Source organism: Sulfitobacter sp. L-8 (assembly GCF_056859255.1).
The window spans coordinates 1-17984 of sequence record NZ_JBSXOD010000051.1; the positions used below are offsets into that span (position 1 = coordinate 1).

At 56.4% G+C, this 17984-nt stretch carries 16 protein-coding genes; 7 read left to right on the forward strand and 9 right to left on the reverse strand.

Annotated features, from left to right (window positions below; all coding sequences use genetic code 11):
* Positions 1-340: 340 nt before the first annotated feature.
* The gene (locus tag AC13DE_RS11075) at positions 341-700 is read right to left on the reverse strand and encodes an MOSC domain-containing protein (RefSeq protein WP_483047857.1); all 360 of its coding nucleotides are present in this window, start codon (positions 698-700) and stop codon (positions 341-343) included.
* A 497-nt stretch (positions 701-1197) separates the two neighbouring features.
* Here AC13DE_RS11075 and AC13DE_RS11080 point away from each other — a divergent pair, with 497 nt between their 5' ends.
* Positions 1198-1713: a hypothetical protein gene (locus tag AC13DE_RS11080; protein ID WP_483047858.1), complete on the forward strand. Its 516-nt coding sequence runs from the start codon at positions 1198-1200 to the stop codon at positions 1711-1713.
* A 405-nt stretch (positions 1714-2118) separates the two neighbouring features.
* Entirely contained in the window at positions 2119-3213 is a 1095-nt protein-coding gene (locus AC13DE_RS11085) for a TRAP transporter substrate-binding protein (protein ID WP_446295058.1), read from the forward strand.
* A gap of 63 nt (positions 3214-3276) precedes the next feature.
* Here AC13DE_RS11085 and AC13DE_RS11090 read toward each other — a convergent pair whose 3' ends face one another.
* From AC13DE_RS11090 to AC13DE_RS11125, 8 genes are all read right to left on the reverse strand, one after another.
* On the reverse strand, positions 3277-4668 hold the full coding sequence (locus tag AC13DE_RS11090) for a TRAP transporter large permease (protein WP_483047859.1): 1392 nt from the start codon (positions 4666-4668) through the stop codon (positions 3277-3279).
* Positions 4668-5246, reverse strand: coding sequence for a TRAP transporter small permease subunit (locus AC13DE_RS11095; RefSeq protein ID WP_446312562.1), 579 nt, complete (start codon positions 5244-5246; stop codon positions 4668-4670). Before AC13DE_RS11095 ends, AC13DE_RS11090 begins: the two co-directional genes overlap by 1 nt.
* A gap of 154 nt (positions 5247-5400) precedes the next feature.
* Positions 5401-6708, reverse strand: a complete 1308-nt coding sequence (locus AC13DE_RS11100) for a TRAP transporter large permease (RefSeq protein ID WP_446295055.1) — start codon at positions 6706-6708, stop codon at positions 5401-5403.
* Positions 6708-7214 carry a TRAP transporter small permease gene (locus AC13DE_RS11105; RefSeq protein ID WP_446295054.1) on the reverse strand — a complete coding sequence of 169 codons (507 nt, stop codon included), beginning with the start codon at positions 7212-7214 and terminating at the stop codon, positions 6708-6710. Before AC13DE_RS11105 ends, AC13DE_RS11100 begins: the two co-directional genes overlap by 1 nt.
* A 59-nt stretch (positions 7215-7273) precedes the next feature.
* Positions 7274-8284: a TRAP transporter substrate-binding protein DctP gene (gene dctP, locus AC13DE_RS11110; protein WP_446314103.1), complete on the reverse strand. Its 1011-nt coding sequence runs from the start codon at positions 8282-8284 to the stop codon at positions 7274-7276.
* An 81-nt stretch (positions 8285-8365) separates the two neighbouring features.
* Positions 8366-8956, reverse strand: coding sequence for a 3-isopropylmalate dehydratase small subunit (leuD, locus tag AC13DE_RS11115; protein ID WP_446314104.1), 591 nt, complete (start codon positions 8954-8956; stop codon positions 8366-8368).
* Positions 8953-10350, reverse strand: coding sequence for a 3-isopropylmalate dehydratase large subunit (leuC, locus tag AC13DE_RS11120; protein WP_483047860.1), 1398 nt, complete (start codon positions 10348-10350; stop codon positions 8953-8955). The genes leuD and leuC overlap by 4 nt, the downstream gene beginning before the upstream one ends.
* The gene (locus tag AC13DE_RS11125) at positions 10347-11162 is read right to left on the reverse strand and encodes a GntR family transcriptional regulator (protein ID WP_446295050.1); all 816 of its coding nucleotides are present in this window, start codon (positions 11160-11162) and stop codon (positions 10347-10349) included. Before AC13DE_RS11125 ends, leuC begins: the two co-directional genes overlap by 4 nt.
* A gap of 212 nt (positions 11163-11374) precedes the next feature.
* On the opposite strand from AC13DE_RS11125, the gene AC13DE_RS11130 reads away from it, so the two are divergent.
* From AC13DE_RS11130 to AC13DE_RS11150, 5 genes are read left to right on the forward strand one after another with little or no spacing between them, the layout of a single operon-like run.
* Positions 11375-13069, forward strand: a complete 1695-nt coding sequence (locus AC13DE_RS11130) for a hydantoinase B/oxoprolinase family protein (RefSeq protein ID WP_483047861.1) — start codon at positions 11375-11377, stop codon at positions 13067-13069.
* Entirely contained in the window at positions 13066-15132 is a 2067-nt protein-coding gene (locus AC13DE_RS11135) for a hydantoinase/oxoprolinase family protein (RefSeq protein ID WP_446314107.1), read from the forward strand. Before AC13DE_RS11130 ends, AC13DE_RS11135 begins: the two co-directional genes overlap by 4 nt.
* The gene (locus AC13DE_RS11140) at positions 15129-15731 is read left to right on the forward strand and encodes a cysteine hydrolase family protein (RefSeq protein WP_446314108.1); all 603 of its coding nucleotides are present in this window, start codon (positions 15129-15131) and stop codon (positions 15729-15731) included. Before AC13DE_RS11135 ends, AC13DE_RS11140 begins: the two co-directional genes overlap by 4 nt.
* Entirely contained in the window at positions 15728-16588 is an 861-nt protein-coding gene (locus AC13DE_RS11145; RefSeq protein WP_446295046.1) for an isocitrate lyase/PEP mutase family protein, read from the forward strand. Before AC13DE_RS11140 ends, AC13DE_RS11145 begins: the two co-directional genes overlap by 4 nt.
* Positions 16575-17972 carry an FAD-dependent oxidoreductase gene (locus AC13DE_RS11150; RefSeq protein WP_483047862.1) on the forward strand — a complete coding sequence of 466 codons (1398 nt, stop codon included), beginning with the start codon at positions 16575-16577 and terminating at the stop codon, positions 17970-17972. The genes AC13DE_RS11145 and AC13DE_RS11150 overlap by 14 nt, the downstream gene beginning before the upstream one ends.
* The last annotated feature ends 12 nt before the right edge of the window (positions 17973-17984 follow it).

The following is a 17984-nucleotide window of genomic DNA, read 5'->3' on the forward strand; positions in this document are numbered from 1 at the left end:
CAGCGCCGACGACGTTCAAACCCCAGTATCTCACCCCGCATCGCCGACCCCCACCTAAGACACGTCGCTAACGACGTCGTTAAGCCCGTCTCTTAGCAAATCATCAGGAAATCAGGCAGGTGGTCCCAACGGAGTGGTTACGTTTATCTAATAAGAGCGGTTGGTATGAGAGCAATTTATAGCAACAGATCTTGCTCTCTGTGGTAAAAGGTCTCGCGGTCCAACTCTTGCTCACAAGTCCGGCGGCACTGACCCGGCCCGAAAACTGACGTTTGACAATTTGGCCAGATTGCGCATACGAGGCCATCCTTCGCATTCCAAATATGAACGGCGTCAGATTTCAAACGCGTTCCAGAGGAAAGTATGGTTTCATGGGATAGGAAAGCTGAATGGGGTCGCTTGCCTTTACAATTCCTCCCACTTTGGCGACTGCCATGACCCCAGTTTTGCGGATGACGTTCCCATTCGCCTCCTTCATCAAAACAGCAGAAAGTAAACCAGCCTGAAATTCGTTGATCTGTTTGCATGGGTTTCTAAGTCCGGTGACCTCCAATTCAACCGTCTGGCCGATCTTTAAAATCGTTCCTTGCGGTAGCGCCAGTAAATCAACACCCGTCGTCGTGATGTTCTCGCCCAAATCAGCGGCCCCGACTACAAACCCCCTTTTACGAACCTCCGAGAATAGCTCCGAATGGATCAAGTGAACCTAGCGAAGGTTGGGCGCACTGGGGTTAGATGCCACGCGTGAGCGATGCTTTACGGTTTCACCCAAATGAGCGTCGCCTGCGACGCCCATACCCTCAACAATGCAAATTTCTGACATCAATTTTTCGGAAAATCGATGGGCACCATCCTTTGCCACAGCAATAACTCTTGCGCCCAACATAAGGTACCCAATCAAGTTCGCGGTAGATCAAACAAACACTAGCCTCGGCTATTTTGATTTAACGCAGGTTAAACCGAATCATCGGTTCCGCCTCAAAGATCACAGAATGCGTGCCTATCCTGCATGGGAAACGACAGGTTCTATCTGCGTGATACAGTATCTAATCGGGAGGGTCGAGACCTGCCTGCTGAAGGTGGTTGTCACGATATGCGTTTAACCAGTTCCTTTTCGGGGCAGTCCGAATTTGATGGAACCATTTTGGCGCTTCAGAGGTTGTGTCGGTAATGAAACTGACAAAATGAGGAATACAAATGACACGCAATTTTTTGACAACAACCGCCATGATTACAGCCTTGGTTGCAGGCTCCGTCGCTTATGCCGAAGGCAAGCCTGAAGGCCAGGGTGTAGCTGAGCCACAAGCTAGCTCGTCGCTGCAAACAAATGCCGAAACAACCGCCGAAACCAGCACTTATGGGCCACGCGTTGAGGGTATGCCCGCATACGAAGAAGGTCACTCCAAAATCTCGCGCGTACAGCACGATGCACTTGCAAGTGCAGTTGGACATGAGTTCCGTTCAACCGACGGCGAGGTTATCGGTGTTGTGAGCGGCGTGAAGTTTAATGAAAGCGGCGAAAGCGAGCTGCACATCAACACAAGCGACAACGACAAAATCGAAGCTGATACCGTTGTAATCACCTTGTCACCTGAAGGCATCGTGGAAAAAGACGGCAAGCTGGTTTTGGATATGACAGCTGACGAATTCTATACCAGCGCTGTAGATAACGGTACACGCGGTACAGAACGGGTCTTTGTTATCTCGATGTAAGATTTAACGAGTGTATATTCAGCCCGAACGCTGAGGTATACCAGTCCCCGGCTTTATTGGCGGGCAAGAAAGGTCGGAACGTTCAGCGTTCCGGCCTTTTTGTACTTTATGGTAAAATTTATTGGCACCCATAGCGGACACCCGGGCCTATTCACCGTTTCGATCGTTAAAATGTGCGGGGTCGAATCCGGCTTCAGCAGCGGCATAGCAGCGCAAAGTACAGGGCCGTGTTCACGTCATCCAAGCCGTGTGCGAGGCGTCAAAAAATCTTGAGCCGGGAGCACCTTGATAACGCTCGCAACCCATGGACATTTTCGAGACACGGGGATTATCTGTGCGGCATGCTGTCCCTGACCGTATCGATCAGGGCGCTTACTCGATAATTGCGATCTCGGGAGGAAAATCATGGATCGTCGTTCTTTCATTCGTAATGCTGGTGTATTGGGAGCGGGTGCCGCGGCATCGACCCTGGCTGCCCCAGCGGTTGCCCAAGGCAACATCACTTGGCGCATGGTCACAACCTGGCCCAAGAATTTCCCGGGTCTGGGTGTCGGGGCGCAGCGGTTGGCCGACCGCATTACGGCAGCTTCGGGTGGGCGGCTAACCGTTCAGGTCTATTCAGCAGGTGAAATGGTGCCTCCGCTGCAGTCGCTGGATGCCGTTATCGATGGGACCGCCGAAATGAGCCACGGTGCCGCCTATTACTGGCAGAACAAGTCGGCAGCTTTGTCGTTCTTTACCGGCGTACCCTATGGCATGACGACTCCGGAGCTGACAGCTTGGGTTCGCTACTTGGGCGGGCAGGAAATTTGGGACGAGATCTATGACCAGTTCGGCGTTCAGGGCTTCTTGTCGGGCAACACCGGAACTCAAGCCGGCGGCTGGTTCCGGAATGAACTGACCAGTCTTGACGATATCAAGGGCGTAAGATTCCGGACGCCCGGGCTCGGTGGACGGGTTTGGGAAAAGCTTGGCGCGACAGTCACCAACATGGCAGCCGGAGAAATCTTTCAGGCGTTGCAATCAGGCACGTTGGACGCAGCCGAGTTCGTCGGCCCCTATAACGACTTGGCTCTGGGTTTCCATCAGGTTGCCAAGAACTATTACATGCCGTCTTTCGTAGAGCCTGGGCTTGCCACTGAACTTGTGGTCGACAAGAAAAAGTATCAGGATCTACCGGAAGACCTTCAGGCGATTATCCGCGACGTATCTCAGGCGGAATATGATCAGGTGGCCGCGGATTTCGTTGCCAACGATCCACGCGCGCTCAAGACGCTTGTCGAAGAACATGGCGTCATCGTACGCAAGTTCCCCGATGATATCATGGAAGCGGGTGCGAAAGCTTCGGTAGAAGTGGTTGAGGAACTGCGCAACAGTGATGATCCGCTGGTCAAGAAAACGGCGAACAGTTTCGTCGAGGCATTGAATCTGGTGCGCACCCGCACCGAGCAGATTGATGCACCCTTTGTGCAGGCGCGCGAAAAGTATCTGAAATACTAAGCCTGTCAGTAACGTAATGGTGGAAGGCCCGGTATGCTTTACCGGGCCTTCCATTTATCCGGCCTAGCCCGCAATCAATCGGGGTAGCCATGTGACGATTTGCGGGAAAACAAACAGGATCGCGATTGCGATGATCTGCAACACCACAAATGGCAAGATCCCTTTGTAGATAGCGCTGGTCGGTAGATCCGCAGGTGCGACGCCCCGCAGGTAAAACAGCGCAAACCCGAAGGGCGGCGTCAAGAACGAAGTCTGAAGGTTCACCCCGACCATCACACCAAGCCAAATTGGATCGACGTCCAGCGCCAATAAAACAGGGGCGGTGATGGGGATGACGATAAAGATGATCTCGAATGTATCCAGGATGAACCCGAGAAAGAACATGATAACCATGACCACCGCCACGGCGGCCATCGGGCCTCCGGGTAGATTGCTCAGGAACTCATGTACCAGGTTGTCACCCCCCATCATCCGAAACACGATGGAAAAGACCGACGCGCCCAAGAGGATGACAAACACCATACTGGTGATGGTCGCGGTGGCGATCATGGTTTGCTTGAGGATGCTGAAAGATAGCCGCCAACGCAGGGCCGCAAGCACCATCGCGCCGACAGCGCCGACTGAGGCTGCTTCGGTTGGGGTAGCGATACCACCCAGGATCGACCCAAGCACTGCAAGGATCAGCAGCAACGGCGGGATAAGCGCTATGGCGATTTCGCGCAACAGGTCAGCTTTTTCGTCGGCGGGTACAGGTGTTGCGGGGCAGGATGCAGGGTCGGATACAGCCTTGAACAGGACGAACCCGAGATAGAGTGAGACCAGCAGTATACCCGGAAAAAGCGCGCCGGCGAACAGATCGCCCACAGATACGGGGGTTGGTGCAAAGTTGCCTTTTGCCATCTGGACCTGGCTGTTGATACCAGACAGCATGTCGCCCATGAAAATCAGGACCGTCGACGGTGGAATGATTTGACCCAGTGTACCACTCGCACAGATGACTCCGGTCGCCAGTTTGGGATCATACCCTGCCCGCAACATTGCAGGTAAGGAAATAAGCCCCATCGTCACGACTGTAGCGCCCACTACACCGGTGGAAGCAGCAAGCATCGCGCCGACAAGTACCACCGAAATACCTAGCCCGCCGCGCATGTTGCCGAACAGTTTGCTCATCGTCAGCAACAGTTGTTCCGCAATCTGGCTTCGCTCCAGCATAACCCCCATGAATATGAAAAGGGGGACCGCCACCAGGACTTCGTTGGTCATGAATCCGATATAACGGTTGGGCAAAGAGCCAAAATTGGACGGATCAAATACGCCAAAAGCCATGCCGACGCTTCCAAAAAGCAGCGATACGCCGGCAAGGGTAAAGGCGACCGGAAAGCCTAGCAGCAAGAACCCGATTACCCCGAAAAACATCAATGCGGCAAGAAGTTCGCCAATCATAACCGGATCCATCAGGCGGCTCCCTGCGGGTGATCGGCGGCACTGTGGTCGGGGCTGTACTGAATGGATTGTGGAACGAGATGGGCGTTGTTACTCAGCACCAGCACCGACCGGATCGCCATTGCCAACCCTTGCAGGGCAATCAGCGCGACGAACCCGATGATAAAGGTTTTCAGAATGTACAAGCCGGGCATACCGCCCACATTTGCAGACCCTTCGTGATAGCTCCAGGCGCGGATCACAAAAGGGATAGAGTATTGATAGACAACCCAGCAAAACGGTAACAGAAACAGAAATACGCCGATAAGATCAATCAGAGCCCGACGTGCCATGCTTGCCGGTCGATAAAAGATGTCGACCCGCACGTGATCGTCACGCAGCAGCGCAAATCCGGCCACCGCCGTGAACATCGCGCCGTTCAACCAGATATAAAGGTCCTGCATCCAAACATAGCTGGTAGCGAAAAGATATCGCTGTACGACCACGGTGAAGCAGATAATGACGATAGCCAATGCCAGCCAGGCGAATGTTTTGCCTATGACGAGATTCACAGCGCAAATCAGTTTGGCAATTCCCGCAAGAAAACGCACCCCAGCTCCCTTTCCCATACTGATTGTTGTCTTCAGCACTTCAATCAAAGTGCGCCATGAAAATGTCAAGCCATAGAAACCGCTGCGATCGGCGAGCGACACCAAACTTAGCGCGTCGCACGCTGCGACAGGACATCGCACCTATGGGTTGGACCTATAAAGACGGAAGCCAAAGCGCCAATTGCGGGAATAGGATCAACAACAGCACCACAAGGATGGCGCAGCCCATATAGGGGAATGCAGATAGGTATATCTCGCGCATGGTGGTATCCTTGGGGGCCACCCCTTTCATCACGAACAGCAACAATCCAAACGGCGGCGTGGTAAAGCTGATTTCAAGCGCAAGTAATATGACCAGCCCGAACCATACCGGATCGAACCCCAACGTCGTAGCCAGTGGGAAGAAGATCGGCACGGTAAGCAACATCATGGATATCTGCTCCATGAACATACCCAGCAACAGCAAGACGCCGAACATCACCAACAGCATGGCAACCGGTGCGAGGTCAAAAGAAGTAGCCCAACGGATCAACCCGCTGGAGGCACCAGAGAACGCAAGCAGCTGGCTGAATGTCGATGAACCGAACACAATGAGATACGCCATCAGCGTGACACGCAAGGCACCGATTACCGATCGTTTCATCGCCTCCCAGGTCAGACATCTGAAAAGCATTGCCAAGATGATAACCCCTAATGCGCCGAAAGCTGCCGCCTCGGAAGGGGTAATCAATCCGGCTACCATTCCGATCACGATCAACACCATGACCGATAGCATCGGCACCACGTCCCCGAACAGTAACCGCACCTTTTCCCCAAAACCGAGGGTCTCAACTTCGTAAGCTGGCGCAGCGGTCGGATCTATTTTCGTCTGGATATAGATGGTTGCGATATAAAAACATGCCAGGATCAGGCCCGGAATTATCCCGGCGATCAGCAATGCCCCGACATCGATACGGGCAAGTGTCGCCAACAACACCGCAAGAGCTGATGGCGGGATGATGATTGCCAAGCCGCCGGTGCCCAGAATCGGACCGATTGACATATGCTTTTTGTACCCGCGCGCAGTCATTTCCGGCACCATCAGGCTGCCCAGCAAGGCCGTCGACCCCATCGAAGATCCAGACAATGTGGAAAATGCAGTTCCGCCCAGTACCGTCACATAGGAAAGTCGCCCGGGCAACTTGCCCAGCAGACGGTCAATCGCGTTGAACATGCGCTTGCCCAGTCCGGTATAAAAGAAAATCTCACCCATCAGAAGAAACAACGGGATAGGCACCAGCGCATAGTTGGTAAGCCCGCCGAAACCATTGTTCAGCAGAAGGGTTACGCCTTTTGCGCCGCCCATGAAAAACCAGGCCCCGACGATGTTGGCCGCCAGAAAAGCCAGCGCGACAGGCATGCCAAGCGCCATGAGCACCAATATCGACCCCAGCAGCACAGCCAGAGATTCAAACCATTCCATTATTCGTGTATTCCTGCTTCGCCTGAGTGCATGAGATCATCGCCGAACACGAAGCGTGAGAATTCGATCGCCATCAGGCCAAAGCTGACGGGAAAGGCGAGAGTAAGTATCCATTTGGGAAAGTAATAGGCGCGGACATCCAGGTCATTCCGCGCGATGTTTCCCAGGAACAGCTCAGCTCCTTTGTAGGCAAGGATCGCGGATACCAAAACGCAAAGCGCGGCGACCAGTCTGCTGACAAGCCGCCGCATCGAGGGAGGCAACGCCGATGTAACCAATTCGATGTGAACATGCCCTTTTTCCCGGACCAGCCACGGTGCGCCCAACATGGTCATGTACAAGATCGCGTATTCAGACGAGGTGAAAAGCCAAGCAAAGGGCTGCAAGCCCGCGTTGCGCATCACGACAGACAATATGACTGAGATCATCAGCCACACCAGCATGACCCCCGCGATTCCCGCCATCGCATATAAGAACGCCCGATATAATCGACCGACGAGCTGCATACCCTGCCCCTTGTTTGAAAAATCGGCGCGTCGCTTGATACCGACGCGCCAAAAAGTTCTTATTCGACTTTTGATTTGTCGTAGAACAGTTCGATCAGCTTGTCATAGTTGCCGTCGCCTTGCGGGCTTTCAGCCATCAGGCCTTTCATGCGGTCCCATGTCTTTTGCGTGGCCGCTGCCAAATAGTTTTTCGCGGCATCGCCTTCCAGGGTTACAACTTTCATGCCTGCCTCTTCGAGCTTGGCAAAGTCTTCGTCACGTACCTTGCCCAGTTTCGCGGCAGACGACTTTTCATGCTCGATAGCGACGTCCTGCAGTATCTTGCGCGATTCATCGGATAGCGAATTCCATTTCTCGAGGTTCACGATGGTACCCAGATCGGTAGAGAAAAAGCATGGCTCGATCCGATAGTTCAGGAATTCATTCCACTTCAGGTCGATCAAGCCAATTTGCGTCCAGCCTGTCGCGTCGACGACCCCTCTTTCCAGCGCGGAATAAACTTCGGTCGTCGGCAGGTCGATCACCTGTGCGCCGAGATACTCAGTGAAAAACGCATTATACACCGCGTTGCCGCGCAGCTTGAGGCCAGAAACATCCAGGTTGCCGTCTGCATCAAGTTTTGGTTCGTCTCGGGTCCACAGGTTGTAACATACACCGGAATCGAACCACCCGAGGTATTTTACGCCCATCTTCTCTTGGTGGATCTGATCAATCAGTTCGATGCCGCCATTGGCGCGTGCCTCGACTGCGGTAACGTTCGATGTAACCAGCGCATCCTTCTCCGGTAGGGCACCTGCGTAAAAGCTCCCGGGTGTATACACCATATCCACAACACCGGACCTTACAGCGTCAGGTTGCTGGAACATGCCGATCGCCTCAGGCCCCCCGCGCACTTCGATCTTAACCACGCCCTCGCCGGCGGCATTCACCTTGTCGACAAATTCCAGAAAGGATTTGGTATAAACCAGCGACTCTGGGAACGCATGCACTGCTGTCAGCGTATCCTGAGCGAACGCAGTGCTTGTCAAAGCAGTTGTGGCCAGGATGCCACCGATAATTGTATGTCTCATGTTTCTTACTCCCGGTTGTTAAGGGTGTCTTTGCGACTTCCCGTTTCGTTTCCGCCCCGCCCTGAACCGGGCAAAGGCACCTTAAGACGCAGGCAGTGCCCACGGGTGCGCGGCAAAGCGGGCCGCGCGAAAAGCTTGTATTTCGTCGTCGTGCTGGGTTGTGAGATCTATATCGTCCCACCCGTTAACGAGTTTTTTGCGCCAGACGGGATCAAGTTCGAATGAGAATTCCTGACCTGCAATCTGAACCGTGGAGGCGGACAAATCCACAGTTGCATCCGCATCTTCACGACCAATGACCGCGATTAATGCCTCGATATCATCTTCGGGCAGTTGCGCAGGTAGCAGACCGTTATTCACCGCATTGCTCCGAAAGATATCGCCAAAGCTCGGGGCGAAAACAGCCTTGATGCCAAAGTCTACCAGCGCATAAACCGCCGCCTCTCGGCTGGAACCACTGCCAAAGTTGCGCCGCGTAACAACGATATCAATGTTTGTATAACGATTAAGGATATGGTCTGCGTCATCCTGGCGAATGTCATGCAATAAAAAGCCGCCATAGCCATCCGCCCGAGGGGCGGACATGAACCGCGCCGGTATCAACTGATCGGTGTCAATATTGGCTTGGGGCAGTGCCACGGCCCGTCCGTTGATCTGGGTCCAACCGCTCACGCCCGGCCCTCCAACAAGGGGCGCACGTCGGCCAGATGCCCGGACACCGCGGCGGCAGCCACCATTGCAGGGCTCATCAGATGGGTGCGGGCTCCGCGCCCCTGTCGCCCCTTGAAGTTGCGATTGGTGGAAGAAGCGCAGCGATCACCGGGCTTGACCCGGTCGCCGTTCATTCCGACACACATTGAACAGCCCGATTGCGCCCACTCCAGACCCGCCTGTGTGAACACCTGTGCCAGCCCTTCCGCCTCGGCCTGTTTTTTCACAGCGGCAGACCCGGGCGAAACCAACCCTGGCACCTTGGCCCGGCGACCCTTGAGAACAGAGGCAGCCATTCGCAAATCTTCGATCCGGCCATTGGTGCAAGAGCCGATGAAGACCTGGTCTATAGGGATCGCATCCAACGCCATGCCCGGTTCAAGCCCCATATAATCGAGCGACGCACGCGCCTGTTCGGCTTTGGCCCCGGACATTTCGGCAGGGTCCGGGATCCGTCCCGTGATCGGCAGCGCATCCTCCGGCGAGGTTCCCCATGTCACCGTTGGTGCCACATCGTTGGCGTCAATCGTGACCTCTTGATCAAATGCAGCCCCTTCGTCGGTTACAAGAACAGACCAATCATCCAGGGCACGTTCCCAATCGGCCCCATTAGGGGCGAAAGTGCGCCCGTTGATATAGTCAAAGGTCAGTTGATCGGGTGCAATCAGTCCCAGCCGCGCGCCCCCCTCGATGCTCAGATTGCACAGGGTTAGCCTGGCTTCCATGCTCATCGCGCCGATCGCCGTGCCCGCATATTCGATCGCATGGCCCCGCGCCCCGTCAGCCCCCAAGGTCGAAATCCAGTGGAGCGCCAGATCCTTGGCGGTTACTGCCGGTCCTAGCGCGCCGTTGATCGTCATGCGCATTGTCCTGGGGCGACGTTGCCAAATAGTCTGGGTTGCAAGTATGTGCGCCACTTCAGTCGCCCCGACGCCAAAAGCCAGAGCACCGAACGCCCCATGTGTCGATGTGTGGCTGTCCCCGCAGTTGATCAGCAGGCCCGGCAGGGTCAGGCCTTGCTCCGGACCGATTACATGAACAATACCCTGCCCGGGGTCGCGCAGATCGAACAAGCGGATGCCGTGGGCGCGGGCGTTATGACCGAGAGTGTCGATCATCCGCCGAATATCGCTGGCAATTTCGCCGCCTCGCGTCGGCGCATAATGGTCGACAACGCCAAATGTCAGGTCCGGCGCCGCCACTGGCATGCCTCGACTTTGCAACTTGGCAAAGGCGTGATGCGACCCTTCATGCACGAGATGCCGGTCCACCCACAACAACGAAGTTCCATCATCGCGGCGCATGACCTCGTGGGACGCCCACAGTTTCGCAAAGAGGGTCTGCGGTCCGTTCATTCGGCGGCCTCTCTCCGAGCAGGCTCTATCACCGGTTCCCAATGCCGCCCGTCGCCCGCCCCAACGCGGCTAAGCGTCATTTCAAGGCGAAACATGTCGGGCCGATAAAGCGCTGAAAGGTATTCCACACCGCGACCGGCCTCGTCCTTGACGACCCTATCCAATGTCAACAAAGGCGCGCCGATACTGATCCCCAAGGCGTCAGCCACATCAGGCGACGCCAGAGTTGCGCCGACTGTCTGATGGGCCGCGTCGACTTTCACCCCGGACCGTTCCAACAACCGGAACAAAGGCGTCGTGGCAAGCTCTGCCTCGGTATAATTCTCGGCTATTTTCTCGGGGACCCACGTCGTCAGGTGCGAAAACGGTTCGCCTTCGACCAAACGCAAGCGCACGGCAGCCTGGACGCGGGCCTGTGGATCCAGCCCCATCGCGGTGGCCACGCCGCCGGGCGCGACCCCATAGCTGAACGACAGCAATCTGGCCGTGGTATTCTGACCCATTTCGACAAGTTGCGGCATCAGGGTGTTGAAATCAGCGGCGAGAGCCGGCTGTACTTTGGGGGCGCAGACTGTGGTGCCCGACCCGGCGCGCCGCGCAATCAGGCCGTCGCTCTCAAGGGCATCCAGCGCACGACGTACTGTGACACGGGATACGTCCAATGTCACGGCAAGCTTTTGTTCGCCCGGTAGAACCGCACCCGGAGCGTGGATGCCTCGCATGATTTCCTCATGCAAGTGCAGATAGACACGCCGAGCTTTCCCGCCTTCGGGAAGCCCCTTGCCTTTCAAGGATGCGGTCTGAGCTGCCATGATATCCCTTTCGGTTTCGTTCAACCCTACCGAGGGATTTTTCAAAAGCAAGATATCTATATTGAAAAGATCAAAATATTTGATCTATGCACATTAGATAATCTGTATTACAAAAAATACATATAACGCAGAGAATGCCCCATGCCCCTCCTTCACGGCTGCATCCTCTGCCAAGACGTCTGGAATGACATCGCAGGAATAAAGGCACATTCATGACCCAGGATATCGACCCTATCACCCTAGCCGTTTTGACGGGCCGCATGGAGCAGATCGCAGACGAGATGGACGCGACCCTGTTTCGCGCGGCTTTCAACCCTATTATCGCCGAAGCACACGACGCGTCGCACGGGTTGTATCATGCCGTATCCGGGGACACTTTGGTTCAGGGAAAATCGGGGCTGCCCATTTTTGTCGGCGTCATGTCCTTTGCCGTGAAAGCGGTGATCGACAAGGCCGCCGAAAATGGCGATTTGGCAGATGGGGACATCTATATCTTTAATGATGCCCACCTTGGGGGCACCCACCTTAGTGATATGCGGTTGGTGCGGCCCTATTTCCACGATGGCAAACTGTTTTGCTATCTTGCGTCGGTCGGGCACTGGCATGATGTCGGCGGGGCGGTGCCGGGCAACTATAACCCGGCTGCCACCGACGCGTTCCAAGAGGCATTCGTTCTGCCGCCGGTCAGGCTTGCTCGGGCGGGCGTTGTCCAAACCGATATCATTGACATTTTGATGCGCAATACGCGGTTGCCCCAATCTGCTCAGGGCGATCTGAACGGCCAGTTGGGTGCGTTGGATCTGGGGGTCAGGCGATTGGATGAGTTGCTGGCTGAATATGGTGCTGACACAGTGCGCAGCGCGCTCGATGCGTTGCAGGATCGTGCCGAATTGCTGATGCGGGGTGAATTGACGGATTTGCCTGATGGCCGTTGGGAGGCGGAAGACTTTCTTGACAATGACGGCATCACAGATGCCCCTCTTCGTATCAAGGTCGCGCTGGAAATTCAGGGTGACCAGATGACGTTGGACTTTACAGGCACAGCGGATCGTTGCGCAGGGCCGGTGAACATCGCTCTGCCCACTGCCGTCGCCACCGCCTATGTCGCGATCAAGCATATCTTTCCCGGATTGCCGGCAAACGCCGGTGTAATGCGCCCGATCGATGTGAAAATTCCCGACGGGTCACTGTTGTCTGCGCCGTTTCCCGCCCCGGTCGGCGGCTATACCGAGACCATCCTGCGTATGGTTGACGTGATTTTTGCGGCGGCGTCACAGGCGGCACCGGACCGAGTGGTCGCCAATGCCTATGGTACGATCAACGCGTTGTCGATTTCGGGCAAACGCGCAAACGGTCAGCCTTGGGTGATGTTCAGCTTTTACGGCGGTGGCCATGGCGGGTCACCCGAAAGTGACGGCTTGAACCACGGTAACGCTCCGATCTCTACGGCCACAATCCCCCCGCTAGAAATCCTGGAAGCCGCCTATCCGGTCATGTTCAAACAATGGGCGCTGCGTCCCGATAGCGCGGGGGCTGGTTTGCACCGTGGCGGTATGGGCGCGATTTACGAGATCGAAGTGCTGGAAGAATCGGCCACGGCATTCCTTTTCGGAGAGCGGGGCCGCTTTGCCCCGAAGGGAGTTGCTGGCGGTGCGGAAGCGGCAATGAACCTGTTTTCCTATGAACAGGACGACGGTTGGCACACTCCGCCGATGGCGTCGAAAATGGTTGGAATAAAGCTGAAGCGCGGCCAGTCAGTGCGGCTCGATACGCCCGGCGGCGGCGGGTACGGGCCCGCGAATGATCGCGCCGCTACTGAGGTTGCCCGCGATGTCGCCGGCGGGCTTTTGACGCCGGACCATGCCACCAAAACCTATGGCGATGCATGGACGGAGGTCCAACAATGAAAAGCACAAATCGCATGATCGGCGTCGATGTCGGCGGCACATTCACCGATATCTTTGTTCTGGACGAAGCCTCGGGAACGGCGCAGGTCGCAAAGGTCCCTACCACGCGCCCTGATCAGTCAGGTGGATTTTTGGCAGGCATCAATGCCCGTGTCGATGATCTGTCAACTGTCTCGGTGGTCGTGCATGGCACCACCGCCGGTACCAATGCTTTGCTGGAGCGCAAGGGGGCAAAAATCGGTGTCATCACCACGCAGGGTTTGCGCGATGTACTGGAAATGCGCCGTCGCGATCGCCCGCGAACATGGGGGCTTCGCGGAAACTTCACCCCTGTGGTAGACCGCGCCTTGCGTCTGGAAGTACCCGAGCGCACGCTCGCTGATGGCACTATCAGGGTTGCGGTGGACCTTGATGCGGTACGCGCCGCAGCGCAGAGCCTGATAGACCAGGGCTGTCTTGCCTGCGCTGTTCTTTTTGCCAACAGCTATGCCAATGCCGATAATGAACGCCAAGCGGTCGAGGCTGTGCGGGATCTCTGGCCCAATTCACATGTTTCCGCCTCGTCGGAAATTCTGCCGGAAATCCGCGAGTTCGAAAGGTTTTCGACGACCGCGCTCAATGCGTATCTGCAACCCGAAGTTTCGGGGTATCTGGCGCGGTTGGAGTCGGCCCTGCACGACGGAGGATTTGACGGCGAATTCATGATTGTCCAATCCAACGGCGGGGTTATGGACGCAGATACCGCCGCGCGATTGCCCGTGCGAACGGCGCTGTCAGGCCCTGCGGCGGGGGTCATCGCGGCGGGGTATATCGCCCAAGCGGCAGGTTTCCCGGATGTCATCACCGGCGATATGGGCGGGACGTCGTTTGATGTAAGCTTGATTGCCAAAGGCCAATCCATGCTATCGCAGCAAACCTCGATTGATTTCGGGATGGTTGTCCGGTCTCCTATGATCGAAATTACCACCATAGGTGCCGGCGGCGGGTCAATCGCGTGGGTCGACAAGGGTGGGCTGCTAAACATCGGGCCCGAAAGCGCGGGGTCCACACCGGGTCCGGTCGCCTATGGTCAGGGCAATACACGCCCGACAGTGACAGATGCCAACGTGGTTTTGGGCCGAATAGACCCTGATAACCCGATTGGCGGCAAGCTGGATCGGCTTGACGTCGAAGCGGCGAGCGCCGCGATCCTGCACCACGTAGGCGCGCCGTTGGGGCTGGATGCATTGCAGGGTGCCGAAGCTATTCTTCGGGTCGCAAACAGTCGGATGGCCGGGGCGCTTAGACTAGTCTCTATTGAACGGGGTTTCGACCCAAAGCGTTTTGCTTTCATGCCGTTTGGCGGCGGTGGGGCGCTGCACGCAGGGGCGATGATGGCCGAAGTCGGGCTGGCCCGTGCGATCATACCCCGCTATCCCGGCGTTACCTCGGCCATGGGGTGTGTGATCGCAGACATGCGGCAGGACTTCGTCCAAACGATCAACGCGGCATTGGCCGGCATCGACCTTCCCGGCTTGGCGCGCTTTATGCAGGACCACGTGGACAGCGGTCTGGCGACTCTGGATGCCGCGCGCACCCATTTTGAGGGGCGCGATACCGAATTCACTCTTGATATGGCTTATTTGGGGCAGACCCATACTGTATCCGTGCCTTTGCCCGTCGCGGTAATCAACGGGCTTGTCACGACACCCACCGAAGCCGATATCGCGGATGCATTCGATACAGCATATCGCGCGACTTATGGCCGGTTGTTGGAAAAAGGGGCGCGCCGGGTGATCAATCTGCGCTCAGCGGTGACGGGTCGCCGCCCGCGCTTTGACCTCGCGACGCTTGCCCCGCAAGCTGGTAGTGTCGATGCCGCTTTCAAAGGGACAAGACAGGTACATTTCGATGGCGCATGGCATGAGACAAAGCTTTACCGTCGGTTGGAGTTGCCAATCGGTGCCGAAATCACCGGGCCCGCCATTCTTGAACAACCGGACACAACTGTGTTGATCGAACCGGGGCTTGTAGGCAAGGTCGACACCTACGGCAATACCCTGATTGAAAGGGCTTTGACATGAACGCGACTTCGACGGCTTTGCTGACCATCGACTTACAGAACGATTTCCTCCATCCGGAAGGGGCCTACGGCCGCGCCGGCCAGGGGGCCGACAGCATCCTCGCCCTGCCCGACCGGATCGCCCCTTTGAAACAGGCTCTGACAAAGGCCGGAGGCACTTATATCTCGGCGCAATTCACGCTGGTGCCGGGCCGCGATGGTAATCCATTGATCGCGGCCCACCTCAAGAAGTTACGCCCGTTTCTGACCAAGGGCGACTTCGCACCCAACAGCTTTGGGCATTCTCTTGTGGATCAATTGGCACCCGCGGATTTCACTGTGGAAAAGGTCGCCTATTCGGCGTTTTATCAAACGCGTCTGGAATATATCCTGCGTGCAATGAAGATCGACACGTTGATCATTGGTGGGATAGTCACCAACGGCGGCGTGGCCAGCACTGTGCGCGATGCGCATCTGCGCGATATCCACACGGTGTTGTTGTCCGATGGATGCGCGGCATTCAATGATGACGTACACAATGCAACGTTGAAATCTCTTGGGTCCGTGACTGAAATCATGACGTGCGCCGAAGCTGCTACCAAGTTCGGAGACAGCCGATGACCCTGCGAAATCGTATCAATGCACCCGATATCCTGATCGCCCCCGGCGTTTATGACGGTCTGACCGCCGCGTTGGCAACGGATGCCGGATTCGAAGCGCTTTATCTTTCGGGGGCGGCTGTCGCCTATACCCGGCTTGGCCGTCCCGACATCGGCTTGAGCACCGCTTCAGAGATGACCGACACGATGGCTTTGATTGCCGATCGTACAGACCTGCCGGTAATTATGGATGCCGACACCGGTTTCGGGAACGCGCTGAACGCGCGCCGCACAATGCAAAGTTATGAACGGGCCGGTGCCTCCGCGCTTCAGGTCGAAGATCAGACCTACCCGAAAAGATGTGGCCATCTTTCGGACAAGTCATTGATATCAAAAGAAGAAATGTCAGGAAAAATAGCGGCGATGGCCGATGCTCGTCGACACGACACGCTCATCATCGCCCGCACCGATGCGATCGCCGTCGAAGGGTTCGATGCGGCGATAGACCGTGCGGGCAGCTATATCGAAGCTGGTGCCGATGTACTGTTTATCGAAGCTCCTCGTGATAGCAGCGAATTGGCCAGGATCGCGGACACATTCAAGGGTCGTGTTCCGTTGCTGGCCAATATGGTCGAAGGCGGTGCTACGCCGATTTCATCTGCGACGGTTCTTCAGGATCTTGGGTTTGACATCGTAATCTTCCCGGGCGGCATTGTGCGAGCGTTGGCAAAAACAGCGCAGGATTATTATGCCAGCCTGAAAGAAAACGGGTCTAACAAGGCATTTTCCGAACGCATGCATGATTTTGACGGGTTGAATGCCGCAATTGGAACGCCGGATATGCTGGCGCTTGGAAAGCGGTTCGATGGCAAGTGTTGATATCGCGGCACCGCCCTCTGGCTTTGACTTTGATGTTGAAACGCTGATCATTGGGTCAGGTGCATGCGGGATGGTTGCGGCCTTGGCCGCGCACGAGGCTGGACAGGATGTGCTTTTGGTCGAAGCAGACGCTGTTCCGGCCGGTTCGACCGCGCTCAGCGCCGGACTTATACCCGCCGCAGATACGGTTTTTCAAAGGGCTGCGGGGATAGAAGACAGCCCCACGCTTTTCGCAGCGGATATTCAGGCCAAGGCGCAAGGTGAAAACGATCCCGCGCTGGTTTCGGCAATGGCCGGCAAGGCAGCACATGTGTTGGAATGGCTCGCGCAAGAGCATGGTCTGCCGTTTTCAGTTGTTACTGATTTTGACTATCCCGGTCACAGTCGTCGCCGGATGCACGGACTGCCGGGCCGTTCGGGCCAAGAGCTGATTAACGCGTTGCGGGCGCGTCTTGAGGCGCTTGAGATACCTTTGATCTGCAATCGCCGGGCAAATCGGCTCTATGCGAATGGAAATCACATCTGTGGGGCTCAGGTTACGCTACCCGATGCCAGCACCGAAACCATCGGTTGCGCCCGAGTGATCCTTGCCTGCAACGGTTTTGGCGGCAACAGGGAAATGGTGGCAGAGTACATGAGCGAAATCAACAAAGCGGTGTGGTTCGGTCATGATGGCAACAGGGGCGAGGCGGTCGTTTGGGGCCTGGCGCTTGGCGCTGAAACCCGACATTTGGGTGCCTATCAGGGCCACGGCAACGTCGCGCACCCCCATGGTATTCTGGTCACGTGGGCCACGATCACCGAAGGCGGCGTCCAGGTAAACAGCGCGGGGCAACGGTTCTGGAACGAGGCACAAGGATATTCCGAAGCGGCACGCGCGGTGCTATCGCAACCAGACGGCGTGGCATGGGTGATTTTCGACAGTCGGATCGCGGCGATTGCCCGCCAGTTCGAAGACTTCAAGACCGCCGAAAAACAAGGTGCGGTAATCATGGGTCACAGTGTCGATGAATTGGCCAAGCGAACGGATCTGCCAGCCCCCGCGTTACAGAAAACGATCGCGGATATCCCCGTGGAGGGAAGCGACGTGTTTGGCCGCGTTTGGGGGGGCCAACCTTTGACGGCACCGTTTTGTGCGGTCAAGGTAACCGGCGCGTTGTTTCACACCCAGGGTGGATTGGCGACGGACCCTGACACGGCGCTTGTGCGCAACAACAAGGGCGGTATATTTGAAAACCTTCATGCCGCAGGGGGCGCGGCCTGCGGTGTTTCGGGCAGCGGCGACAGTGGATATTTGTCGGGCAACGGGCTTTTGGCAGCCGTCACCCTGGGGTATATCGCGGGTGTCTACCGCGGCGATGCAAAGCCCGGTATCCTTACCTAGCGCCAGTTCTTG